Origin of the sequence: Rhizobium lentis (assembly GCF_014200175.1) — a bacterium.
In the GTDB taxonomy this organism is placed as follows: domain Bacteria; phylum Pseudomonadota; class Alphaproteobacteria; order Rhizobiales; family Rhizobiaceae; genus Rhizobium; species Rhizobium mulingense.
Genome location: NZ_JACHBD010000012.1, coordinates 19,905 through 44,590, shown reverse-complemented (window position 1 = coordinate 44,590; position 24,686 = coordinate 19,905). Strand labels below are relative to the sequence as shown.

General features: G+C 63.0%; 21 protein-coding genes. 11 read left to right on the top strand and 10 right to left on the bottom strand.

Annotated elements, in window-relative coordinates:
- The first annotated feature begins 21 nt into the window (after window positions 1-21).
- The 8 genes from cpaB to GGI60_RS25050 all read left to right on the top strand — a co-directional run bounded on the left by cpaB (window position 22) and on the right by GGI60_RS25050 (window position 8,737).
- Window positions 22-837 (top strand): Flp pilus assembly protein CpaB, encoded by an 816-nt coding sequence (gene cpaB, locus GGI60_RS25085; RefSeq protein WP_183919228.1) that lies wholly within the window; start codon window positions 22-24, stop codon window positions 835-837.
- 12 nt (window positions 838-849) lie between these two features.
- Complete coding sequence (locus GGI60_RS25080; RefSeq protein ID WP_183919229.1) at window positions 850-2,349, top strand: type II and III secretion system protein family protein; 1,500 nt, start codon at window positions 850-852, stop codon at window positions 2,347-2,349.
- A complete protein-coding gene (locus GGI60_RS25075; protein ID WP_183919230.1) occupies window positions 2,346-3,101 on the top strand; it encodes a CpaD family pilus assembly protein in 756 nt (251 codons plus the stop codon). Before GGI60_RS25080 ends, GGI60_RS25075 begins: the two co-directional genes overlap by 4 nt.
- A gap of 14 nt (window positions 3,102-3,115) precedes the next feature.
- Complete coding sequence (locus GGI60_RS25070; protein ID WP_183919231.1) at window positions 3,116-4,393, top strand: CpaE family protein; 1,278 nt, start codon at window positions 3,116-3,118, stop codon at window positions 4,391-4,393.
- A gap of 89 nt (window positions 4,394-4,482) precedes the next feature.
- Entirely contained in the window at window positions 4,483-5,961 is a 1,479-nt protein-coding gene (locus tag GGI60_RS25065; protein WP_183919232.1) for a CpaF family protein, read from the top strand.
- 4 nt (window positions 5,962-5,965) lie between these two features.
- Window positions 5,966-6,973 carry a type II secretion system F family protein gene (locus tag GGI60_RS25060; RefSeq protein WP_183919233.1) on the top strand — a complete coding sequence of 336 codons (1,008 nt, stop codon included), beginning with the start codon at window positions 5,966-5,968 and terminating at the stop codon, window positions 6,971-6,973.
- Window positions 6,974-6,987: 14 nt separating this feature from the next.
- Window positions 6,988-7,974 (top strand): type II secretion system F family protein, encoded by a 987-nt coding sequence (locus GGI60_RS25055; protein ID WP_183919234.1) that lies wholly within the window; start codon window positions 6,988-6,990, stop codon window positions 7,972-7,974.
- Between the two features lie 130 nt (window positions 7,975-8,104).
- On the top strand, window positions 8,105-8,737 hold the full coding sequence (locus tag GGI60_RS25050) for a LysE family translocator (RefSeq protein WP_183919235.1): 633 nt from the start codon (window positions 8,105-8,107) through the stop codon (window positions 8,735-8,737).
- Window positions 8,738-8,743: 6 nt separating this feature from the next.
- Here the strand turns inward: GGI60_RS25050 and GGI60_RS25045 are convergent, their stop codons facing one another.
- Window positions 8,744-9,583: a tetratricopeptide repeat protein gene (locus GGI60_RS25045; protein ID WP_183919236.1), complete on the bottom strand. Its 840-nt coding sequence runs from the start codon at window positions 9,581-9,583 to the stop codon at window positions 8,744-8,746.
- Window positions 9,584-9,725: 142 nt separating this feature from the next.
- On the opposite strand from GGI60_RS25045, the gene GGI60_RS25040 reads away from it, so the two are divergent.
- The 3 genes from GGI60_RS25040 (at window position 9,726) to GGI60_RS25030 (ending at window position 12,492) form a co-directional block, all read left to right on the top strand.
- Window positions 9,726-11,117, top strand: coding sequence for a leucyl aminopeptidase family protein (locus tag GGI60_RS25040; protein WP_183919237.1), 1,392 nt, complete (start codon window positions 9,726-9,728; stop codon window positions 11,115-11,117).
- A 142-nt stretch (window positions 11,118-11,259) separates the two neighbouring features.
- Window positions 11,260-11,610: a MarR family winged helix-turn-helix transcriptional regulator gene (locus tag GGI60_RS25035; protein ID WP_010032039.1), complete on the top strand. Its 351-nt coding sequence runs from the start codon at window positions 11,260-11,262 to the stop codon at window positions 11,608-11,610.
- 24 nt (window positions 11,611-11,634) lie between these two features.
- Window positions 11,635-12,492: an NlpC/P60 family protein gene (locus GGI60_RS25030; RefSeq protein ID WP_183919238.1), complete on the top strand. Its 858-nt coding sequence runs from the start codon at window positions 11,635-11,637 to the stop codon at window positions 12,490-12,492.
- Here the strand turns inward: GGI60_RS25030 and GGI60_RS25025 are convergent.
- The 9 genes from GGI60_RS25025 to purU all read right to left on the bottom strand — a co-directional run bounded on the left by GGI60_RS25025 (window position 12,485) and on the right by purU (window position 24,509).
- Window positions 12,485-13,876 (bottom strand): amidase, encoded by a 1,392-nt coding sequence (locus tag GGI60_RS25025; RefSeq protein ID WP_183919239.1) that lies wholly within the window; start codon window positions 13,874-13,876, stop codon window positions 12,485-12,487. The genes GGI60_RS25030 and GGI60_RS25025 overlap by 8 nt on opposite strands.
- Before the next feature lie 35 nt (window positions 13,877-13,911).
- Window positions 13,912-14,775: an ABC transporter permease gene (locus GGI60_RS25020; protein WP_183919240.1), complete on the bottom strand. Its 864-nt coding sequence runs from the start codon at window positions 14,773-14,775 to the stop codon at window positions 13,912-13,914.
- A 2-nt stretch (window positions 14,776-14,777) separates the two neighbouring features.
- Window positions 14,778-15,725, bottom strand: a complete 948-nt coding sequence (locus GGI60_RS25015) for an ABC transporter permease (protein WP_183919241.1) — start codon at window positions 15,723-15,725, stop codon at window positions 14,778-14,780.
- A gap of 358 nt (window positions 15,726-16,083) precedes the next feature.
- Entirely contained in the window at window positions 16,084-17,613 is a 1,530-nt protein-coding gene (locus GGI60_RS25010) for an ABC transporter substrate-binding protein (RefSeq protein WP_183919266.1), read from the bottom strand.
- Between the two features lie 150 nt (window positions 17,614-17,763).
- A complete protein-coding gene (locus tag GGI60_RS25005; RefSeq protein WP_183919242.1) occupies window positions 17,764-18,684 on the bottom strand; it encodes a LysR substrate-binding domain-containing protein in 921 nt (306 codons plus the stop codon).
- Window positions 18,685-18,728: 44 nt separating this feature from the next.
- Complete coding sequence (locus tag GGI60_RS25000; protein WP_183919243.1) at window positions 18,729-19,724, bottom strand: P1 family peptidase; 996 nt, start codon at window positions 19,722-19,724, stop codon at window positions 18,729-18,731.
- A 122-nt stretch (window positions 19,725-19,846) separates the two neighbouring features.
- The gene (locus GGI60_RS24995) at window positions 19,847-20,041 is read right to left on the bottom strand and encodes a hypothetical protein (RefSeq protein ID WP_010033580.1); all 195 of its coding nucleotides are present in this window, start codon (window positions 20,039-20,041) and stop codon (window positions 19,847-19,849) included.
- A gap of 523 nt (window positions 20,042-20,564) precedes the next feature.
- Window positions 20,565-23,504 (bottom strand): aminotransferase, encoded by a 2,940-nt coding sequence (locus GGI60_RS24990; protein ID WP_183919244.1) that lies wholly within the window; start codon window positions 23,502-23,504, stop codon window positions 20,565-20,567.
- 120 nt (window positions 23,505-23,624) lie between these two features.
- A complete protein-coding gene (purU, locus tag GGI60_RS24985; protein ID WP_183919245.1) occupies window positions 23,625-24,509 on the bottom strand; it encodes a formyltetrahydrofolate deformylase in 885 nt (294 codons plus the stop codon).
- Between the last annotated feature and the right edge of the window lie 177 nt (window positions 24,510-24,686).

Sequence of the window (24,686 nt, the reverse complement as noted above, 5' to 3'; positions counted from 1 at the left end):
TCGTGCCTTGAGGAATGATCAATGAAACCGGCCCGCCTGATAATCCTAGCTGTCGCCCTGGTGGCAGCCGGCCTTGCCGGCTTTCTGGCGATGCAAATGGCCGGCAGTGGAAGTGTCGTCACCCAGGTCCAGTCGGTCATCGAGAAAGAACCCACCGTCAACATCCTCGTCTCGAGCGCCAATCTGCCGGTCGGCGCAAGGCTGGGCGACGACACGGTGCATTGGATGGCCTGGCCGAAGGAGGGGGTCGTCCAGGGATTCATCACCGAAGCCGACAAGCCGGATGCAATCAAGGATCTGCAGGGCGCCGTCGTGCGTCTGCCGATCTTCGAAGGCGAGCCAATCCGACCTGAAAAAGTCGCCGATTCCAGCAGCCGTATCCTGTCCTCGCTGTTGCCGGCCGGCAAACGCGCCGTCGCGACCGAGATATCCGTGGCAACGGGCGCCGGCGGCTTCATCCTGCCGAATGACCGCGTCGACGTCATCATGGTCCGCAAGGGGACTGAGGCCAACAAGCTCATCACCGAAACGGTGCTCAGCAATGTCCGCGTTCTCGCCATCGACCAGCAGATCCAGGAAAAGGACGATGGTTTGAAGTCGGTTGTGGGAACGACCGCGACGCTCGAGCTCACGCCCGATCAGACCAAGGTTCTCGCCGTCGCCCAGCAGATGGCCGACCGGCTGTCGCTCGCGCTGCGCTCGGTCGCCGATGCGCAGGAGCAGGATACCAGTGCCGCCGACTACCTGCTGAGCGGTGACAACGGCAGTGCGATCATTCAGGTCATCAAGTCGGGCTCCATCGTAACGGACGCCGGCGAAGCGCCGAAGCCGGAGTAAAGGGACGTGCAAATGGGCAATTCAACGCGGCGCGCCAAGCTTCTCCTGACGGGCAGCCTTTCGTTTGCGGTGAGCGTCACCGGCCTGGCGCCAGCCCCTTTCGGGCTGCTTCTCGCCCTCGATCAGGCGCGTGCCGATTCTGGAAATCTCATCCGCATCGCGCAGACCGGCCCCGATGCGCATCGTCGGCTGAAGCTCGGGCTGAACAAGGCCGTCGTCGTTGATCTGCCGGAGGATGCGCACGATATTCTCGTATCCGATCCGAGCATGGCCGATGCCGTTACCCGCACCTCGCGGCGCATCTATCTGTTCGGCAAGAAGGTCGGCCAGACGAATATTTTTGTCTTCGGCGCCGGCGGGCAGGAGATCATCAATCTCGACATCGAGATCGAACGCGACGTCTCCGGTCTCGAAGCCAATCTCCGCCGCTTCATTCCCGATTCCGCCATCAACGTCGAAATCGTCTCCGACAACATCGTCCTGACCGGCACCGTGCGCACCCCGCAGGACGCCACGCAGGCCGCCGACCTGGCCCAGGTCTTCCTGAAGGGCGGCGAGGCGACGACGAGAACGGAGACGGCGTCCGGTACCGGCGGCGACAGCGCCGTGGCGCTCTTTGCCGAAGGCCGGCAGACCTCCCAGGTCGTCAATCTGCTGAAGATCGAGGGTGAGGACCAGGTCACCCTCAAGGTGACGATCGCCGAGGTCCGTCGTGAAGTGCTGAAGCAGCTCGGCTTCGACAACCTCGTTTCCAACTCCTCCGGCATGACGGTTGCCCAGCTCGGCACCCCTAGCGCCGACAGCGCGACGGCGACGGTTGGCGGCGGCCTGGCGGCCCTCTTCAAGAGCTCGATCGGCAAATACGATATCTCCACCTATCTCAACGCATTGGAACAGGCCAAGGTCGTCAGGACTCTGGCCGAGCCGACATTGACGGCAATCTCGGGCCAGGCCGCGACCTTCAACTCCGGTGGCCAGCAGCTCTATTCGACGACCGATAGCAACGGCAATGTCACCGTCGTGCCCTTCAATTATGGTATCAACCTCGCCTTCAAGCCGGTTGTCCTGTCATCGGGCCGCATCAGCCTGGAGATCAAGACGAACGTTTCCGAGCCGGTGGCCGGCGCCGGCAACGCGACTTATCAGCGCCGTTCGGCAGAGACCTCGGTGGAACTGCCCTCGGGCGGCTCGATCGCGCTCGCCGGCCTCATCCGCGACAATGTCTCCCAGACGATGGGCGGCACACCCGGCGTTTCGAAAATCCCGCTGCTCGGGACGCTGTTCCGCCAGAAGGGCTTCGAACGTCAGGAAACCGAGCTCGTCATCATCGCAACGCCCTATCTGGTGCGTCCGGTGGCGCGCAATCAGCTGAACCGGCCGGACGACAATTTCAGCCCCGAGAACGACGGTGCGACCTTCTTCCTCAACCGTGTCAACAAGGTCTATGGCCGCCGCGAAGCGCCCGTCGCGGATGCACAGTTCCACGGCTCGATCGGGTTTATCTACAAATGAGTGGAGGGGCATCGGCAGCAATGGCACAGAACAGAGATCAGGCGATGGCCTTCATGACTTCGACGACACCCCGGCTCGCAATCTCCAAGGCGCTCATCACGACCGCCGTTTCGGTGGCGATCCTTTCCGGATGCGCCGGCCCGCACGACCAGCTGACAACCGGCGGCATTCCGGATGACTACCGCGCCCGTCACCCGATCATCGTCACCGAGGCCGAGCAGACGGTGGATATTCCGGTTGCTTCCACCGATCGGCGCCTGACCATCGCCCAGCGCGATCTCATCCGCGGCTTTGCCGCAAACTATATCTCCCGCGCCTCGGGCCCGGTGTATGTATTGTCGCCGGAAGGCTCGCCGAATTCGGCGGCTGCCCATCAGCTGCGCAATCAGGTCCGCGCCGAGTTGGCGTCGAGAGGGATCGCGAGCTCGAAAATCATCAATACGTCCTATGCCGCCGCCGGTGCCGGCGATGCGGCGCCGATCCGCCTGAGCTTCACCGGCACGACCGCGATCACCACGCAGTGCGGTCAGTGGCCGAAGGACATCTCGAACGATTTCGCCAATCAGAACTACTATAATTTCGGCTGCGCCACGCAGAATAACCTCGCCGCCCAGGTCGCCAATCCGGAGGACCTGGTGGCGCCTCGCGGCATGACGCCGATCGACGCCCAGCGGCGTAACAATGCGATCCAGGAATACCGCACGACGACATCGACGATCGAGGATGTCGCCGGCAGCGACAGCAGCTTCTGAGGCGAGACGGGACGATGAGCGCCATCGAATACGAAATCAAGAATCCCAGCGAGCTTCGTCACGCCGAAGAGGCGGTGCGCATGGCGGATCTGGAAGCCATGCGGCCGCTGCCGCGCATTTCCGTCCACGCCTTCTGCGAGAGCGAGACCCTGCAGCATGTCATGGAACGCTGTGCCAATGACCGGCGCATGGCGAAGGTGAGCCTGCGCATTACCAGCGGCGGCATCGCCGCTGCCGCCAATATGTTTTCCGGCGCTCCGACGCCGAACCTCATCATCCTCGAGACCAAGGCGAATGTCGGAAGCCTTCTTGCTGAACTCGCCCCGCTCGCCGCCGTCTGCGATCCGACCACCAAGGTCGTCATCGTCGGCTACTATAACGATATCGGACTGTATCGCGAGCTGATCCGCAACGGCATTTCCGAATACATGGTCCAGCCCGTGGCCATGCCCGATATCCTTGCGGCGATGGCCTCGATCTTCGTCGACCCGGAAGCCGAGCCGCTCGGCCGCAGCATCGCCTTCATCGGCTCGAAGGGGGGCACCGGCGCTTCGACCATCGCCCATAATTGCGCTTTCGGCATTTCCAATCTCTTCTCCACCGAGACGATCCTCGCCGATCTCGATCTGCCCTATGGCACGGCGAATATCGACTTCGACCAGGATCCGGCCCAGGGCATCGCCGAAGCGGTCTTCGCGCCCGAGCGTCTCGACGAGGTCTTCCTCGACCGCCTGCTGACGAAATGTTCCGAGCATCTGTCGCTGCTCGCCGCACCCTCGCTGCTCGACCGCGCCTATGATTTCGACGGACAGGCTTTCCAGCCGGTGCTCGACGTCCTGCAGCGCAGCGCCCCGGTCACCGTGCTCGACGTTCCGCATACATGGTCGGAATGGACGCGGTCGGTGCTGGCGAGCGTCGACGAGGTGGTCATCACGGCGGTTCCCGATCTTGCCAACCTGCGCAACACCAAAAACATGCTGGATGCGCTGCGCAAGATGCGGCCGAATGACAAGCCGCCGCATCTCATCCTCAATCAGGTCGGCATGCCGAAACGTCCCGAGATCTCGCCGTCGGATTTCTGTGAGCCGCTGGAGATCGACCCAATCGCGATCATCCCCTTCGACATCAACCTCTTCGGCAACGCCGCCAACAGCGGCCGGATGATCTCGGAAGTCGATCCTAGGTCGCCGACGGCTGAAACCTTTTCGCAGATATCGCACATCGTCACCGGCCGAGCTGCGATCAGGAAGGCGAAAAAGGGCGGCCTGCTGGGCCTCCTGAAGCGCAAATAGACGATGAGCAATTCCAGCAAAAGTGTGCAGCGGTTTTGCGTCCGGAATTGCGTGAAAACAAAAAGATAGAGCAGATTGGATTAAGCGGCATGTTTGGAAAACGCGGAAACGAAGGTTTCGGAAAGGCTGGAGGCGCAATCGCTCCTCCGCCGCCGGCTCCGGCCGCGGCCGCACCCGTAGCTTCCTCTCCGTCCATTCTGGTCGAACCCGCTCGCGAGAACCAGCGCCAGCAGGTGACACCGCCGCCGCTGCAGGCGCCGCAGCGCAAGCGGCCGGTCCGCACCGACGAATATTACGACACCAAACAGCAGGTCTTTTCCGCACTGATCGACACGATCGATCTCTCGCAGCTTTCCAAGCTGGACGGCGAAAGCGCGCGCGAAGAAATCCGCGACATCGTCAATGACATCATCACCATCAAGAATTTCGCGATGTCGATCTCCGAGCAGGAAGAGCTGCTCGAGGATATCTGCAACGACGTCCTCGGCTACGGCCCGCTGGAGCCGCTGCTGGCGCGCGACGACATCGCCGACATCATGGTCAACGGCGCCGGCCAGACCTTCATCGAAGTCGGCGGCAAGACGATCGAATCGGAAATCCGCTTTCGCGACAACGCACAGCTTCTCTCCATCTGCCAGCGCATTGTCAGCCAGGTCGGCCGCCGCGTCGATGAATCGAGCCCGATCTGCGACGCGCGCCTGCCCGATGGTTCGCGCGTCAACGTCATCGCGCCGCCGCTGTCGATCGACGGGCCGGCGCTCACCATCCGCAAGTTCAAGAAGGACAAGCTGACGCTCGATCAGCTCGTCCGTTTCGGCGCGATCACGCCGGAAGGCGCGACCGTGCTGCAGATCATCGGGCGGGTGCGCTGCAACGTCATCATCTCAGGCGGCACGGGTTCGGGTAAGACGACCCTCCTGAATTGCCTCACCAATTATATCGACCGCGACGAACGCGTCATTACGTGCGAGGATACGGCCGAACTGCAGCTGCAGCAGCCGCATGTCGTGCGTCTGGAAACACGGCCGCCGAATATCGAAGGCGAGGGCGAGATCACCATGCGCGATCTCGTCAAGAACTGCCTGCGTATGCGCCCCGAGCGCATCATCGTCGGCGAAGTGCGCGGACCCGAGGTTTTCGACCTGCTGCAGGCGATGAACACCGGTCACGACGGCTCGATGGGCACGATCCACGCCAACACCCCGCGCGAATGCCTGAGCCGTATCGAATCGATGATCGCCATGGGCGGCTTCACGCTGCCGGCAAAAACGGTGCGCGAGATCATTTCCACCTCCGTCGACGTCATCATCCAGGCGGCGCGCCTGCGTGACGGCTCGCGCCGCATCACCCAGATCACCGAGGTGATCGGCATGGAAGGCGACGTCATCATCACCCAGGATCTGATGCGCTACGAAATCGAAGGCGAAGATGCGGGCGGCCGATTGATCGGCCGGCACATGTCCACCGGCGTCGGCAAACCGCATTTCTGGGATCGGGCGCGTTACTTCAACGAGGAAAAGCGCCTGGCCGCCGCCCTCGACGCGATGGAAGCGAAAACCAAGGATTAGGCTGATGTTCGGGTTCGATCCGGTAGTCCTGGCAATCGTCGTCCTCGCCGCAGTTTCCGCGGCGGCGGTCGCCTATGCCCTGATGTTTTCCCGGATCGAGGCCGACAAGAAATCGGCAAGCCGCATCAATCGTGTGAAATCGGCAGAGGTTGACCGGGTCAAGGTCAAGGCTGCCCGCGACCGCGTGCAGGAACTGTCGAAGCGGCGCAAGTCGGTGCAGGACAATCTCAAGGATCTGGAAAAGCGTCAGAACGAAAAGACCAAGAAGACCCTGTCGATGAAATCGCGTCTGGTGCAGGCCGGCCTGACGGCCAGCCTGTCGCAGTTCTATCTCTTCAGCGCCGTCTTCGCCTCGGTTCTGCTGTTTGTGGCTTTCGTCCTCGGCGCATCCCTGCTGGTCATGGCCGGTGTGGCCGTCGTTGCCGGTCTCGGCCTGCCGCGCTGGGTTCTCGGCTTCCTGATCAAGCGCCGCCAGAACAAATTCCTCAACGAGCTCCCCAATGCGCTCGACGTTATCACCCGCTCGATCAAGTCAGGTTTGCCGCTCAACGATGCGATCCGGCTGATCGGAACCGAAGGCACCGAGCCGGTCAAGAGCGAGTTCCGGCGGGTCATCGAGGCGCAGCAGGTGGGCCTCAGCATTCCCGACGCCTGCGCCCGCATGACGCTCCACATGCCGCTCCAGGAAGTCAACTTCTTCGCGATCGTCATCGCCATCCAGTCGCAGGCCGGCGGCAATCTGTCGGAAGCGATCGGCAACCTCTCCAAGGTGCTACGCGAGCGCCGGAAGATGAAGGCCAAGGTGTCGGCGCTGTCGATGGAAGCCAAGGCGTCGGCCGTCATCATCGGCGCGCTGCCCTTCATCGTCGCGACCCTCGTCTACCTCACCTCGCCGAACTATATGATGATCCTTTTTACCGACCCGCGCGGTCATTTCATCATGGGTGTGTCGGCGATCTGGATGTCGATCGGCATCTTCGTCATGCGCAACATGGTCAATTTTGACATCTAGCGGAAGGAAGCACCATGTCGCAGGACCTCGCCGCAACGCTGACCAATCCAAGCATGCTGATCGCCATCTTTGTCGCGATCGCCGTCTTCGCCACTTTCTACACGATCGCCATTCCCTTTTTCGAGCGCGGCGATCTCACCAAGCGCATGAAGGCTGTTTCGACCGAGCGCGAGCAGATCCGCGCCCGCGAACGCGCCCGCATGAATACTGACCCGGGTGCCGGCAAGGCGTCGCTCCGCAGCCAGAACAACCGCTCGGTCCGCCAGATCGTCGAGCGGTTCAACCTGCGCCAGGCGCTGGTCGACGAAAATACGGTCAACAAGCTGCGTGCCGCCGGTTTCCGCTCGGAGAATGCACTGAATACCTTCCTCGTCGCGCGCTTCCTGCTGCCCTTCCTCTTCCTGGCGCTTGCCGCCTTCTGGGTCTTCGGCCTCGGCAACCTCGCCGAAAGGGGCATGCCCATCCGCCTCTTTGCCGTCATCGGCATCGGCTATGTCGGTTTCTACGCGCCCAACATCTATATCTCCAACCGCATGGGCAAGCGTCAGCATTCGATCAAGCGCGCCTGGCCGGATGCGCTGGACCTGATGCTGATCTGCGTGGAATCCGGCATCTCGATCGAGGCGGCGATGCGTCGCGTGTCGGAGGAACTTGGCGAGCAATCGCCGCCGCTCGCCGAAGAGATGGTCCTGACGACGGCAGAGCTCTCCTTCCTGCCGGATCGCCGGGTGGCGCTGGAAAACCTTGCCACGCGCACCCAGATCGAACTGGTGCGGTCGGTGACTCAGGCGCTGATCCAGGCCGATCGCTACGGCACGCCGGTCGCCCAGGCGCTGCGCGTTCTCGCTCAGGAAGGGCGCGACGAACGCATGAACGAAGCGGAAAAGAAGGCGGCCGCCCTGCCGCCGAAACTGACGGTGCCGATGATCCTGTTCTTCCTGCCGGTGCTGATCGCCGTCATCCTCGGCCCGGCCGGCATCCAGGTGGCCGACAAGTTCTGACGCCTGCGCAGACGATATGTCGTCCGTGCCCGTGACGGGCGCCGGCATAGCTGCTAAACGGGATGGACGATGATCGGCTGGCGCGGGGCCGTGCCTCTCCGACGCCTTCCATCCCGAAAGCGAGGTTCCGATGTCTTCTCAGGGCATTTTCATCAGCATCATGGCAGCCCTGGTGGTCGGCGCCATGAGCCCCGGCCCGAGCTTCGTCATCGTCTCCAGGATCGCCATTTCACGATCCCGGCTGGACGGACTTGCGGCCGCGCTGGGCATGGGTGCCGGCGGTGTCGTGTTTGCCGTGCTGGCGCTCGCCGGGCTCACGGCGCTGCTATCTCAGTTCGAATGGCTCTATATCCTGCTGAAGGTCGCAGGCGGCGCCTATCTTGTCTATATCGCCGTCAATATCTGGAAAGGCGCCGGTCGGCCGCTCGAGGTTTCCGACGCCGTCCGTGGCCGCTGCGCGCCGATGCGCAGCTTCACGACCGCGCTGCTGACCCAGCTCAGCAACCCGAAGACCATCATCGTCTATGCCAGCCTGTTTGCCGCGCTTTTGCCGAGGACGGTGCCGCTCGATCTCATCTTCGCGCTGCCGCTTGGTGTCTTTGCGGTGGAGGCGGGCTGGTATTCGATCGTGGCGTTCGCTTTTTCGGCCCGCCACCCGCGGCGGCTCTATCTCCATGCCAAGGGCTGGATCGACCGGGCCGCCGGCGCCGTCATGGGTGGCCTCGGTCTCCGTCTCATCTTTTCGGGCCTCAGCGTCCGCTGAACGCGGTTAGTTGGTATTGCTGCCGTCCGCCGCGCCCGGCGTCTTGTCCTTGGCGGCGAGCTTCTGCCAGGAATTCTGCTGAGAGAGCATGCCCCTGAGATAGGCGACATTGGCATCGGCCTGTTGCGGCGAAAGTTCGCGCCGCGCGATCTGCTCGGCTTCCGCAAAACGTCCCTGCAGGCCGACGACGAGGGCAAGGTTCTGCCTGACGCGGCTGTCGGCGTTTGGTTGGCCTGCGGCCGAGCGCAGATAGGTTTCGGCTGTGCGCAGGTCGCCGGTCAGAACGTAGGACATTCCGAGATTGGAAAGAATGGACGGTTCGTTCGGCTGAATGTCAAGCGCGTCGCGGTAGCGCTGCCTGGCCTCGCTTGCCCGGCCCATCTGATCAAGGATCGCGCCTTGGGCCGAGATCAGCCTCCAGTCCGGACGATCCGGTGTCTGGGCCCGGCCGATCGTGTCGAGCGCCTGCTGGAACTGTCCGGCTGCCGCTTGCGCCTTGCCATAGGCGGCCAGCACGTTTCGGTCGCCGGGATTGGCGATCGCCACCTGCTGCATGACGGCGAGGGCCTGCGCGTCACGGCCGTTCATGCGCAGCAGATTGGCATAGTTGACGCCGGTGACGGGGTCACGCGGGTTCTTGTCATAGGCCTGGCCGAGCCGATCCGTTGCCGAGCGCAGCTCGGTCGCGTCCATCTCTTCGACGGGCTTGGTGAGTTTCGGCACCGAGCCTGTCGTCATCCGGTCCTTCGTCGTCGTCGAGCAGCCCGCCAGCGCAAGAACGATCAGCGACGCCGCGACGCCGTGCAGGAAGCGATTGGTGGATAAGGTGGTGAGCGAGGCAGGCATGACGCGTTCCTGATTCCGAAATCGGCGCCTGACCTCGAACGCGGAACAGGGAAAGGTTTGACGCAATCTTCGCTCCAGCAATAGTCTGTTAACCCTAACAGACCGTTAAGGAGTGATTCCTGACGACCGCCGAAGGACAATCATGGCCCCCTATCAGTTCATCGAAAGACCGACCCCCTTCAACACGAAGGGCGGTTCGACGCTGCCGATCTTTGCCGTCACACCCGCCCATATCGAGACCGGCACAATCGATCCGATCGCCCTCGACTGGGCGAAAAGGGCAGGGTTCAAGGCCGAGAGCGGATCGCTGCTGCTGATCCCGACCGCCGAAGGCCATCTCGGCGGCGCCCTTTTCGGCCTCGGCACCAATCCGTCCGAACAGCCCTATATCGCCGGCAGACTCGCGCGTGCGCTGCCGGCCGGCGACTGGCACATCGAGACCGCGCCGCTGACAGCAAATCGCCTGGCTCTCGGCTTCGGGCTCGGCAGCTACCGTTTCGACCGCTATAAATCGGAAAAATCTCCCACTGCGACAATGCTCATTCCAAGCGATGCCGACGGCGCCGACATCAAGCGCCAGCTCGCCGGCGTCTTTCTCGCCCGCGATCTCATCAATACGCCGACAAACGACATGGGGCCGGACCACCTTGAGGCGGCTTTCCGCGGTCTGGCTCAGCATTACAAGGCCGAAGTATCGGTTATAACAGGTGACGCGCTGCTTGAGCAAAACTTCCCGCTCGTCCATACCGTCGGCCGCGCCAGCGCCGATGCGCCGCGCCTTCTCGAACTGCGCTGGGGCAAGAAGGGCCATCGCAAGGTGACGCTCGTCGGCAAGGGCGTCTGCTTCGATACTGGCGGTCTCGACATCAAGCCGGCTGCCTCGATGCTGCTGATGAAGAAGGACATGGGCGGCGCCGCCAACGTCATGGGGCTCGCCCTGATGATCATGGACGCCAAGCTGAAGGTCGATCTGCGTGTCATCATCCCCGTCGTCGAAAACGCGATCTCCTCCAACGCCTTCCGCCCAGGCGACATTTATCGCAGCCGCAAGGGCCTCACCGTCCAGATCGACAATACCGACGCCGAAGGCCGCCTGATCCTGGCCGATGCCCTCGCCTATGCCGACGAGGAGGAGCCCGAGCTCTTGATCGACATGGCGACGCTGACCGGTGCCGCTCGCGTTGCGCTGGGTCCGGATCTTCCGCCCTTCTTCACCGACGACGCCAATCTGGCGCATGATCTGACCGAAGCGAGCCTGGAAACGGACGATCCGATCTGGCGCCTGCCGCTCTATCCCGGCTACGAAAAAGATATCCGCGCCAAATTCGCCGATCTCACCAACGCGCCGGCCGGCGGCATGGCGGGATCGATCACCGCTGCGCTCTTCCTCAAGCGTTTCGTCAGCAAGACGCAGAGCTGGGCGCATTTCGATATTTACGGCTGGGCCCAGTCCGAACGGCCGCATTCGCCGGGCGGCGGCGAAGCACAGGCGATCCGCGCGCTCTTTCATCATATCCGCACGGGCCTGCGCTGAGGCCGAAACCGCGCCGGCGTTGGGGCGGGGCGATCGTTAAAATTTTATTCACCCTGCCGGACGGCAATTGCCGGCCGCCCTTGCATGTCCACGGCAACTGCCGGAAAATGAAACGCTAGCGTAACGATTTTCCGGAGGGGCCGTGCCGATCGAACTGACCGCGTCGCAGGCGCTGGGGCTCTGGCATGGCGTGGCGCTCGATCAGGTGCGCCTTGACGATCGCGATTTGACGTTGCGCCAGATGGCGATCCTGCTGCATATTTATCTGGTGCCGCCGCCCCACACCGTGCGCGGGCTTGCCGCCACGCTCGGTGTCACCAAGCCGGTCATCACCCGCGCCCTGGACACGATGGGCGAGATGGGCCTGGTCGATCGCGTGCGTGACGATGCCGACCGGCGCAACGTGATCATCAAGCGCACCGTCGGCGGCGCGCTTTACCTGGAAAAGCTGGGCGATCTCGTCCGGGAGCAGGGCCGCCGTCTGCCGATCTGAACGGGCGATCTGAAAGGAATGGGAATGACAATGTTCGACCGCCGCCTGCATGCCTTTAGGCCCGATCTCGCCGAAGCAGAACTCGAAGGCAAGGTGGAAGCGTCGCGCTTCGTGGAAGGCGCCCCGGCGCGCGTCGCCGTTCCCGTCATTGCCTTGCGCCCCGAGCCGGCGCTTGCGCGCGGCATCGATACGGAGCTGCTCCTTGGCGAACAGGTGACGGTTTTCGATCGCGCCGACGGCTGGTGCTGGGTGAAAGCCGCTTCGGACGGTTATGTCGGTTATGTAACCGCAGACGCGCTCTCGCAAATTGATCCGGCACCGACCCATATCGTCACCGTGGCGCGCACCTTCCTCTATCCGGAGCCCGAACTGCGCAAGCCGCACCTGACGACGCTTTCGATGGGAAGCCGCGTTCACGTCGCTGGCGAGGCGGAAGCGCGGGGCAATGATTATGTCGTGCTCGAGGATGGAACCGCGATATTCGCCAGGCACGTCCAGCCGATCGGCGCTCTCGACGGTGCCGATTATGTCGAGATCGCCGCCCGATTCCTGGAGACGCCCTATCTCTGGGGCGGGCGCTCCGGTCTCGGCATCGATTGCTCCGGCCTCGTCCAGCTTGCGATGCTGATGGCCGGCCGACCGGCGCCGCGCGATACCGACATGCAGGCAGCCGGCCTCGGCAAAGCGATCGATCGTTCTGAAATCCGTCGCGGTGACCTGGTCTTCTGGAAGGGCCATGTAGCGATTTTCGAGGATCCGCAGACCATCCTTCATGCCAATGGTTACAGCATGACGGTGGCGCGTGAGAATTTCGAGGCCGCCGTTGCGCGCATAGGCTCGCTCTACCAACAGCCGACCGGCTATCGCCGCCCATTCAAGTGACAGGTGGCCGCGGCCAGGCGCTCACGCCGCCGGTCCAATCTTCGAAGGCTTTCGACAGCCTGAGGACTCGCATGTCGTCGAAGCGTGGCCCAACGATCTGCAGCCCGATGGGCATGCCCGACCGGGAGAAGCCGCAATTGATCGAGGCGGCCGGCTGTTCCGACATGTTCCATGGCACGGTGAAGGCGATATGTTCGAACGGCTTTGCCGGATCGTTGATCGGCGATGCCCATTCGGCCGGATAGGAAATGATCGGGTTGGTCGGCGAGAGCAGCGCGTCGACCGTGGTAAACAGCTGCCCACAGCTCCTGCGCATTTCGATCGTCTGGTTGAAGCCTCTGACCGCATCGACGCCGCTGACATCGGCGCCGGCCTTCGCCCAATCACCTATATAGGGCAGGATACTGTCGCGCCGCTCTTCGTCCAGATCTGCGATTTCGCTCCACAGGCGGGCGCGCCAGAAGCTGTCGAGCCCGTCAAGCATGGCGCGCGTCAGCACCGGTTGGACGGATATGATGGTGGCGCCGGCCTTCTCGAAACCTTTTGCCGCCGCTTCGACCGCGTCTCCGATTTCGTCATCCACCGCAAGCCCGCAACCGGCATCGAGCATGAGGCCGATCTTCATGCCTGACATGTCGATGTCGAGATCCATCCAGTTGAAATCGTTCGGCGGCAGGCTGGTGCCGTCGCGCCAGTCCGGCCGTGACAGCGTCGCCATGGAAAAGGCCGCATCCTCAACCCTGCGCGTCATCGGGCCGAGGCAGCGCCCGACATAATAGGGATCGGCCGGAATGCGCCCATGGCTCGGCTTGTAGCCGAAGATGCCGGTCCAGCCGGCGGGCAGGCGCACCGAGCCGCCGATATCCGTGCCGATATGCAGCGGTCCGTAGCCGGCCGCCGCCGCGCCGGCAGCCCCGGCGCTCGATCCGCCGGGATTTTGCGTGATGTTCCAGGGATTGCGGCTGAGAGGATGAAAGCTTGAAAGGCCGGAGGAAAGCATGCCGTAATCGGGGCAGGTGGTCTTGGCGAAGATTACTGCGCCATCCTCGCGCAGCCGGGCGGCGGCTGGCGCATCGGCCTCCGCCGGTTTTAACTCCACCGCCTTGGTGCCGAACGGCACCGGCTGGCCCTTCGTGGCGATCAATTCCTTCAGCGTCACCGGAATGCCGTCGAGCGCGCCGAGCGGCCGTCCCTTCGCCCACCGCGCCGTCGATGCTTTCGCCTGCGCACGCGCCGCTTCCGGATCGTAGAGGTAGAGCGCCATAATCGACGGCTCCCAGGCGGCGATATGGTGTTCGAGCGCGAGCCAGTATTCCAGCGGCGAAAGGCTTTTGTCGGCGAAGCGCCGTCTGAGCTCGCGGATGGTCAGATTGGTGTCGCTCATCCCCTCGGTCCTGGGCTTTTTGTCTCGGGAGGACATCAGCGGCTTGCCTCGCGTGGATCGAGAAGGTCGCCCAAGCCGTCGCCGAGCATGTTGAAGCCGAGGACGGTCAGCGCGATCGCAAGGCCGGGCAGGATCGCCAGCCACGGGGCCAGAGCCAGATAGGTTTGCGCATCGGCGAGCATCCGGCCCCATGTCGGGGCCGGCGGCGCCATGCCGAGTCCGAGAAAGCTGAGACCGGCTTCGGTCAGGATCGCCAGCCCGAGCTGGATCGCCCCATGCACAATGATCTGGCTGATAATATTCGGCAGCACATGGCGCAGCGAAATGGCTAGGCGCGAATTGCCGATCGCGCGCGCCGCCGTCACATAATCCCGGCTCCAGGCCTGCAGCGAGGTCGCAAGCGTCACCCTGGCAAAGACCGGGATCATGAAGACCGCGATCGCGGCGATCGCGGTGAATCGGCCCGGCCCGAGAAAGGCGCCGAGCACCATCGCCGACAGGATCGGCGGCAAGGCAAAAATGACATCGCAGATGCGCATCAGCAGCGCTTCAAAAGGACCGCGGATCGCCGCGGCCGAAACGCCTGCGATCGAACCGAGCGTCCCGCCGATCGCAACCGCGGTGATGGCGATCGACAGCGAATTCCAGCATCCCGCCATCAGCATCGACAGGACGTCGCGGCCGAACTGATCGGTGCCGAGCAGGCCGAAGGCGAGCGGCGGCTGCAGTTTGTGGACGATCTGCATCTTTTCAGGCGGCAGCGGCGTCCAGACGAGCGACAGCAGCGCAACGGCGATCAGCAGGGCGACGATGACAGCACCGGAAATCAGGTTCCTTCGCCGGCTAAGTCTGAAAGGGCGGCGGCCCCTTGACGTGGCAATGGCTGCGATCGGCACCATCGTCAGGCCGCCTTTCTCATCCTGGGATCGATCGCCAGATAGGAGAGATCGACGATGAAATTCACCACGATGACGAGGGCGGCGAAGAACAGCACGACATCCTGCATCACGATGATGTCGCGCTGGGAAAGCGCCTGTAGCGCAAGCCGCCCGAGGCCGGGCAGGTTGAAGACGTTTTCCACCAGCACCGCGCCGGCGACGAGAAAGGTGAACTGCAGCCCGATCATGGTGAGGATCGGGATCAGCGCATTCGGCACGACGTGTCGCCATAACACGGCGCTGCGCGAAAGCCCTTTGGCCACCGCGGTGCGGGCAAAATCCTCATGCATCGTCTCGAGCACGGCCGAGCGCGCCACCCGCGTCAACACGCCCGCCTGCGGCATAGCCAGTGCGACCGCCGGTAGAACAAGCGCCTGCAATGCCGGCATAAGACCGGCGCTCCAGCCGGGGAAACCGCCGGCCGGCATCAGTCTGAGCATCGTCGAAAACAGAATGATCAGCAGCAAGGCCACCCAGAAAGCCGGCATTGCGATGCTAATCTGTGAAAACAGCGCTGCGGCGATATCGAAGACACGGCCGCGGCGCGAGGCGGCCAGTACCCCGAGCGGCAGGGCGATCGCCACTGAAAGTGCGATCGCCATCAACGCAAGCGGGAGCGTCACCGCCAGCCGCTCGACGATCAATCCCGCGACCGGGACACCATAGGTATTGGATTGGCCGAGATCGCCTGACAATACGCCGGTCAGCCATTGCCCGTAGCGCAGGATGAGCGGCTGGTCGAGCCCGAGATCATGGCGCAGCGCCGCTAAGGTCTCCGGGCTTGCCGAGGTGCCGAGCAGGATCGAGGCGGGATCGCCGGGCAGGAGATCCATGACAGTGAAGATCAGCAGTGAGACGATGAGAAGCGTGATGACAAGGCCGGCGAAGCGGCGGGCGAGGAGGGCGATCATGTGGGCCACGCAGGCGAGGTGGCACGGCGGCTCTCCCATGGGCTGGCGTTGGGTTTGGCGAAAAGCTCGACCCCACTCTCCGTCTTCCTCGGCCTTGAGCCGAGGATCCATGTCGCGGCTGCTGGTGGATGCCGTGTGGATGCTCGGCTCAAGGCCGAGCATGACGGAGTGCGGGGTGAGTGGAGGGAGCCATCCAGGGCGCTGACGCCAGGGGTGCCATCCAGCGAAATCAAACCATGTCGGCGCCAGCTGAACGGAGTTGGCGAGCCAGGGAAAGGGCTGCACGCTGCATCGGCCAAATACATCTCGGATCTGTCCAAGGCCATCCTCTTTTTCGCGTCTCCACCCGGCCCGCAGCTCACTCCTCCCAGGAAACCCCGGACAGCACGTTGGAAGGGATCGGCTCGTTCTCCCACAGCCCTTTCAACTTCCTGTCCCAGACGCCGAGTTTCGGCATGACGAAGAGGTAGAGCGCCGGCACGTCCTCGGCGAGGATCTTCTGCGCTTGCGCATAGATCGCGTTCTGCGCGGCGGGATCGGCCGTCTCCTGGACCTTCTTCATCAGCGCGTTGAAGGCCGGGTTCTTGTAGTTGAAATAATAGGGATCGCGGGCATAGATGTCGATGTCGAGCGGCTCGGCATGGGCGACGATGGTCATGTCGAAGTTGCGGTCCTTCATGATGTCCTGGACCCATTTCGCCGGAAATTCCGTCGGCTCGATATTCATCGTCACGCCGATTTCGGCAAACATCGCCTGCATCACCTGAGCGCTGCGCGGCGCATAAGCCATCTGCGGCGATTTGATCGTGAAGGTGAAGCCGTTGGGATAGCCGGCTTCGGCCAGCAGCGCCTTGGCCTTCTCGACGTCATAGGGCAGCACGCCGGTCATATCCTGATAGCCCGGATCGTTCGGCGTGTAATGGCTGCCGATCGGCGTGCCGAGGCCCGACCACGCGCCGTCGATCACCGTCTTGCGGTCGATCGCCATCATCAGCGCCTGGCGCACGCGCTTGTCGTCGAACGGCTTCCTGGCATTGTTCATGCCGGCGACGACTTTAAGCTCGGTATTACCGATCCTGGTGACGAGCCTGGCATCGCCGTCGAACGAGCTCATCAGCTCGGGTGCGGCAAATTCCGGAAAGGCATCGAGATCGCCAGATTTCAGCGCGGCCGCCTGCGCCTGCGGATCAGCGATGAAGCGGAAGGTCACCTTGTCGAGCTTGGCGGCCGCATCCTTGTTCCAGTAGTCGGCATTCCTGATGAGTTCGACCCTGTCGCCCTTTGCCCAGCTGACGAATTTGAAGGGACCGGTGCCGATCGGTGTCACTTTGTCGTCGGCGGCCGTCTTCGGCGCGACCATGACAGAGGCCGGCCAGCCGAGCCAATAGATCAGGCTGCCGGTCGGCGCTGAGAGATGTAGCACCAGCGTTTCGGCATCGGGTGTAGCGATCGAGGCGATCGAGGCGAAAAAGCGCTTCTGCGGGTTGACCGAATCGGCGCCGCGGGCGCGGTCGAGCGAAAACTTGGCGCTGGCGGCATCGAAGGCCTCACCGTCGTGGAATTTAACGCCGGTCTGCAGCTTGAACGTATAGGTCAGGCCGTCGGGCGAGACCTCCCAGCTTTTGGCCAGCTGTGGCTGAACCTTGCCGGCCTGGTCGATCCTCACCAGTCCCTCGAACACGTTCTGCCAGGTGACCTGGCCGATTGCGACGGGGGCTGCGATCGTCGGGTCGAGCCCGGTCGGCTCGACGCTCATGCCGAGGTTGAGGGTGGTGTTTGCCGCTTCCGCCGGCGTCATCGCCGCCATCACCAGGCCGGCCGAAAGCGCAGCGCCAAGGGAAAGCCGCCGGACGAAACGTCCCGAAGGCGCAAAGGAAGGCTTGATCATCATGTTCCCTTGTCTGGCCGCGCGCCGATGACGACGACCTTTTGCGAATAGAGTGGCACTAGGCCAGTGCACACACAATGACGATTTTGTGTGCTCAGTGTAGCCGAAAAAGCTACACAGCAAATTCGCGGCCAATGCAAGCACGAAGCGTCAGTCTCTCGTCTCCGCCCGACGGTTCGTGCGCTCGCGCATGAACCTCTCGAAGAAATCAAGCAGCTTCGTCGCGGCGAAGGACAGCTGCCGGTCGGGCGCGACGCAGAGATCGACATGGGTACGGATGCCGGTCTTGCCGGCAAGCGGAATGGCCAGGAGCTGACCCGCCTCGATCTCGCGGCGGACAGTCAGCGCCGGCAGCAGCGTCACCGCAGCACTGCTAAGCACCAGTTCCTTCAGCATTTCGAGCGAGCTGGTGACAAAGACGGGATCGAGGCTCAACCCCTCCTTTTCGAACAGCGCGTCGAAGGCCTGGCGGAAGCCGAAGGATTGATCCGGCAGCGCCAAGGCGTAGTCGCAAAGCGTCCTGAGCGGGATCTCGGCATGCGCTGCGGCCGGATGCTGCGGCGTGGCGATCAAATCATAGGTGATCTCGGAGCGCAGCCGTACCTTGGTGCCTGATATGACAGGTGCAAACAGCGTCACCGCAATATCCGCCTCGGCGCTGTTGACGGCATCGACCGCCTGCCGCGCGCTGGTGATCGTCACGGTAAAACGCAGCTGCGGATATTTCAGGCTGAATTCGGCCAGCGCCGGCGCCAGCAGATTGGCGACGGTGGCGCCGTTGGCATAGATGCTGACGCGACCGCGCTGCAGGCCCTTCAAATCTTCGATCAGCTGCTGCACGTGGTCGAGTTCGCGCAGCGTCCGGCCGGCGCGGGCGGCAAGCAGCTCGCCGGCCGCCGTCAGCTTGACGCCGCGGGCGCTGCGTTCGACGAGCGGCGCGCCGAAATGATATTCGAGGTTCTCGATCTGCCGGCTGATCGCCGTCGGCGCGACATTGAGGTTCTCGGCCGCCTGGCGCATCGAATTGGTCCTGACCAGCTCGTCGAAATACATCAGCGCCCGGATCTGCATTCACGTCTCTCCGCCACTCGGCATGTTCGGCTGACCCTATCCAATCAATGACCGTCAGGATAGCGGTCGCGCCACGCCTTCTGCGCGCCTTCGGCCGGAAGGGCGCTCGCCTCGTAGACGCCACGGGCGATCGCCCGCGCCATCACGATGGTAGCAAGGTGGCAAAGCTCCATCAGGCTTACCATGTCGTCTCGTCGATGCCTGCCGGTCGAAGCGGCAAAGACGGTGTCGCCGTCGAGCGGCAGGTGCGCCGGCAAAAGCGCCCGGGAGAAGCCGTCATGGCCGGAAAGCGAAAGCCGGTGCGCCTCCGCCTTCGTCAGCTGTGCATCGGTGACCACCGCACCGATCGTCGTTGCCGGCGTGTTCATCCCCTTGAGCCTCATCCTGTAGTCGGTCACGACCGGCATGCCGAGCCCGCCGAATTCGCCGTCCTTCTCGAAGGACGCTGCCCAGAAATGCGGTCCGTCGCCGATCGTTGCCGAGCCGAGCGCGTTGACGGCGACGATCGCCGCGACGCGGTGCCCGGCACTGCTGACCGCACTGGCCGAGCCGAGCCCGCCCTTGAAGGTTGCCGTTGTCGCCCCCGTCCCGGCGCCGGCGGTGCCGAGCGCGAATACGCCCTTGGCGGCCGCCTTCAACGCCGCATAGCCCATGTCGCGATAGGGTGAATGCAGCCCCCAATCCTTATCGCCGCCATTCAGCAGGTCCATCAGGATCGCCTGCGGCACGATCGGTATGCGCACCGAACCAACCGCAAAACCGCGGCCGATCTCGCGCAATCCCGCCTGCACGCCACCGGCGGCATCAAGCCCGAAAGCCGAGCCGCCGGAAAGCACGAAGGCGTCCACCGCGCTGACGGTCATCGACGGGTCGAGCAGGCCGGTATCGCGCCCGCCCGGCGCGCCGCCAAGCACCGTGCCGGATGCGACGGCCGGCTCGTCGAAGACGATGACAGTAACGCCGGAGCCGAGGGTGAGATCGGTCGCATGGCCGACGGCGACGCCGTCGATATCGGTGATCAGGTTTAGAAGCTCAGGCAAGGGCGGATCCTTGTGCACGAAGGGCCGCCGATAGGACTGCAATTGCCCTCAAAAAACAAGACCGGCCCCTAAGGACCGGTCACAACAGGAAAGCCGCCAAGCTCGGTAGCGGCCGCACGCCCTCAGGCATGAACCGGCTTCGGATGACGGCGGGTCATCAGGTCATGGATGGCCAGCCGCACCTCGTCGGGCGAGCCGAACCGCTGCTCGTCGAGGTCGTGGACATGATATTTCACGGCGATGAACTTCAGCCGGTCTTCGTCGGGAATGACGATACCGACGGGAACGCCGGCATATTCGATAACTTGCTTCTTCATGGATAGAACTCCTGCCGCGCGACATGCGCAGCCATGGCGAATTGACTTGTCTGGTACCGTTGAAAGGAGGACGAACGTCACATTCGACAGTTCGGGCGGGAGAGGGCGCCCGGACGGTCATTGCCAAGCACAGATCGCCCAAGGAGATCGGCGAGAATATCGAAGTCTGTCATGTCTCGTTCCTTGCGTTGGCGTTGCGCTTGAGTGGTCCCGGAAGAGCCCGGGGCCGGTGATGGCTATCTTCTATAATCTACTAACTTGGTAGAGATTACCCGAGAGCCTGTCGGAAACATATTCCGAAACGTGTCAAAAAATCGACGATCCGAAAAAAATCATTCCGCCTTGCCCAAAACTTACGGAAAGAACCATATCAGCTCTTCGTAAAATTCGGATGACAGAATCGAAACTCTTTCGACCGCCGCAGCAGAGATAGGAAGCCTTGCTGAATCCGGCAATGGGGCGCATCGGCAAAAATCGAAATGCCTCGAAATGACCGACTTGGTTAAGGCGGCAAGAGCTACGTTCACCAGCCTTCGTCGAGCACCTTTTCCAGCATGTCGGCGAAGAAATCCGCGCTTTCGATGCTGAGGCAGAGCGGCGGTTTGATCTTCAGCACATTTTGGTGATCGCCGGTCGGCTGCATGATGACGCCGAGATCGAGAAGCCTGTCGCAGATTGCCGTCGTCTCTTCCGTCGCCGGCTCCAGCGTCGTTCTGTCGCGGACGAATTCCAGGCCGAGATAGAGGCCCATACCGTGCACGGCGCCGGCGATCGGATGGCGGTCGATCAGCGCCGCAAGCCGCCCCTTCAGGTGTTCGCCGACCGTGCGGGCATTTTCCTGAAGTTTTTCCTCGGCCATGATGTCGAGCACCGCCAGGCCGGCGACGCAGCTGACCGGGCTGCCGCCGGTGGAGGAAAAGAAGGGCCCTTGCTTTTCCAGTGACTGTGCGATCTCGCGTGTGGTGATCACGGCGCCGAGCGGATGGCCGTTGCCCATGCCCTTGGCGACGGTGATAATATCGGGCATGACCCGTTGTTGTTCGAAACCCCAGAAATAATGACCGAGTCTGGAATAACCGACCTGCACCTCGTCGGCGATGCAGAGGCCGCCGCGGGCCCGTACCTGCGCGTAGATTTCCCGGAGATAACCATCCGGCAACGGAATGCCGCCGGCATTGCCGTAGACCGATTCGCAGATGAAGCCGGCCAGGCCTTCGCCGCCGGCGTCGATTGTCTCCAGCATCGGCACGACGGCGCTGAGATAGCTCGCTGCCGTATCGGGCCCGCGAAACGCGCCGCGATAGGTATTCGGCGAAACGGCCGCATGCACCCAGTCCGGCCGGGTGGTCAGCGCCTGCGGATTGTCGGCGATCGAGGTGGAGACGGCGTCACTCGCCGCCGACCAGCCGTGATAGGCTTCGAGCAGGCAGAGCATATTGCGCGCGCCGCTATGGGCTTGCGCCAGCCGGATCGCCAGATCGTTCGCCTCCGAGCCGCTGTTGACCAGAAAGACGGTATCGAGCCCCTCCGGCGAGAGAGCGGCGAGCCGTTCGGAAAATTCCGCGATCGCGGCATAGTGGAAGCGCGAATTCGTATTGAGTAGCAGCCATTGGGCGTTGATCGCCGCCGCCAGCTTGGGATGGCCGTGGCCGAGAATCGTTACATTGTTGACCATGTCGAGATAGGCGCGGCCCTCGACATCGAACAGGTGCTCCCTCCAGCCGCGCTCGATCTGCGGCGGCGCGGCATAATAGTGCTTCTGTGGGTCTGCGAGATGCGCCTGCCGCGTGACGAGCAGTTCTGCAGTTTTCGATTGCGGCGCATCCGCTCCCGGGCTGAGAAGGGGCGATGGCGAAGGGCAGAGCACAGACCAGGCGGCCGCCTCCCGCGGCGTGGCAAAGAGCGGCGGTTCGAGACCGGCGACGCTGCAGAGCTGGAGGCGCAGCCCGCCGAGCGATGACGCCTCTCCGGAAACCGAACCCAGCGGATCGCCGGCGGCAAGCGCGGCGCCATCCTCGACCCCACCCTCGATCGAAGGGGTGAGCCCATCGAGGTGCAGGGTCATCGTCCCGGAGGTCAGGGTCAGATGCTGATCCTTCCAGCCGATGCGTCCGGCAAACGGTGCTGTGACCGCGCTTCCCGCGGCAAGGCATATGTCGACATGCAGGGCGCAGGTCGCCTGTTCCTTGGTGTTTCCGAGGGCCGCGCGGGAGAGCCGATATTCGCCGTAGCGCGTTGCCGCCGTACCGTTTTCGGCTGCAGCCCTGGCCAGTAGCCTCCAGTCCATATCGGCATTCAGCCAGTTGCCGGCGGAAAAATGCGGGCTTTGCACGCCAAGGTCGATATAGGTGATTGCGGCGGGATCGAAGTCCGGCAACAGCGGCAGCCATTCCGATGTTTGCGGAGCGGCGACGTCCGCACCTGCTGCCTTGAGGATGGCGGCTTCCATGAGTTCGAACGGAACCGACATTGCCGTATCGAAGATCGCCCGCTCGCGCTCGAGATTGCCGCGGACGTAATCATTGTCGGGATCGATTGAAATCTGCTGCTCGCTGCTGGCGACGAGGATGACGGCGCGGGCGACGATCAGTGGCCACAGCGCCTTCAGTTCGTCGTCGCTCAGCGGGTAGATCGCCTGATAGGCGGTGACGGCAGGCAGGATATGAAAGGGATCGCCATTTGCCTGATGCAGCAATGAGGCGCAGGTGACGGCGAGGTCGCCGACCAGCCAGCCGCGGATGGTGTCGCCGAAATCGATCACCCCATCGGGGATCGTATGGCCGCGTGCGTCACGGTGGCCGACGACATTGTCGCCGGTGACATCGTGATGGACAGCCTGCAGCCGGAGCGACGCAGCCAGGGGCTGGATGCGGCGAACGGCCAGCACCATGGTCTTGGCGATCCGGTCGCGGGCAGCGCTGTCGGTGATGGCGGAAAGCAACTGCACGGCGACCGGCCCGGCGCGCCTCAGATCCCATTGCAGGCTGCGGTCGAGGCCCGGATGGTCGAAATCGGCAAGTGCTTGCGCCAGCCTCGCGCAGAGGGCGCCAAGCGCCGCAACGGAAGCCGGCGCGACATATGTCAGTTCCGTCAGCCCCCGACCTTCGAGATATTCCAGCAGCCGGACCTGGTAGCCCTGTCCACGCAAGGTGAGAACAAGGATCTCTCGCCCGTCATTCGTGGCAACGACGTTCGGAACACGCGGCGCGTCCGACTTGCTTTTGAGGTGATGGATCGCCGCATTCTGCGCTTCGAGTTCGCGGGTCTCGTAGGCGGCATGGCAGATCTTCAGCACATAACGGCCGCGATCGCTGTCGACGCGGTAGTTTCGATCCTGCTGGCTGCCGAGTTCGGCAAGCGTGCCTGACAGGCCGTAATGATCAAGCAGGATCTCTTCCGCGTCCGCGACTGTGACGTCGGGACGCGGCAGCGCCATGCGATCAACAAGCGCCTCGTCGGTCATGACACCCCCTCCCGCAGCATGATTCGATTACCCGTTGAACGAGATAATCAAATACTTGCTGCCGGCAGGCAACGGGTGATTGTCGTTTGCCAGCAAAAGAGATGCGGGTCCTGACCAGCCTCAGCCCATGCGTTCGGAGGCGTAGCTTCCGGGGCTTGCTGGGAAGACGACGGTGCGGTTGCCGTTGATGAAGGTGCGGTGGTGGATATGGGCGTGAATGGCCCGCGCCAGCACCTGGCTTTCGACGTCGCGGCCGATCGATACATAGTCGTCGGCGCTCTGGGCATGGGTGATGCGGGCCGTGTCCTGCTCGATGATCGGGCCTTCGTCGAGATCGGCGGTGACGTAATGGGCGGTCGCGCCGATCAGCTTGACGCCGCGCTCATAGGCCTGCTTGTAAGGGTTGGCGCCCTTGAAGGACGGCAGGAAGGAATGGTGGATGTTGATGATCTTGCCCGACATCTGCTTGCAGAGCTGGTCGGAGAGAACCTGCATGTAGCGGGCGAGCACGATCAGCTCGGTGCGGGTCTGATTGACGAGCTCGACGAGCTGGGCTTCGGCCTGCGGCTTGTTCTCCTTGGTCACCTTGATGTGGTGGAAGGGGATGTCGTGATTGACCACGACCTTCTGGTAGTCGAAATGGTTGGAGACGACACCGACGATGTCGATCGGTAGCGCCCCGATCTTCCAGCGGTAGAGCAGGTCGTTGAGGCAATGGCCGAAGCGCGACACCATCAGCAGCACCTTCATGCGCTTGTCGCTGTCGTGGAATTCGTAGTCCATCGCGAAGGGAGCGGCGACGGCGGAAAAATCGGCGCTGATCTCGGGGCCGGACAGACCTTCTTCCGAAATGAAGCTGACGCGCATGAAGAACTTGCCGGTATCGAGATCGTCGAACTGCGAGCTGTCGACGATGTTGCAGCCCTTGTCGGCCAGATAGCTCGAAATAGCCGCCACAATGCCGCGCGTCGATTTGCAGGATACCGTCAATACATAGCTTTTCATGTTTCTTCCTCTTCCCTCTTGGAGGCCGCAGTCCGTGCTTAGATCAAAGCCCGAGCCGCGAATAGGCCGGCGCACTTTCATTTATGCGACAAATTGCAAGATAAACCATCACGTTCCTGCATGTTCTCTCATCGCGACATCAGCTTAGGAGAAGTTGCTCGAAACGCTGTGCCGCCA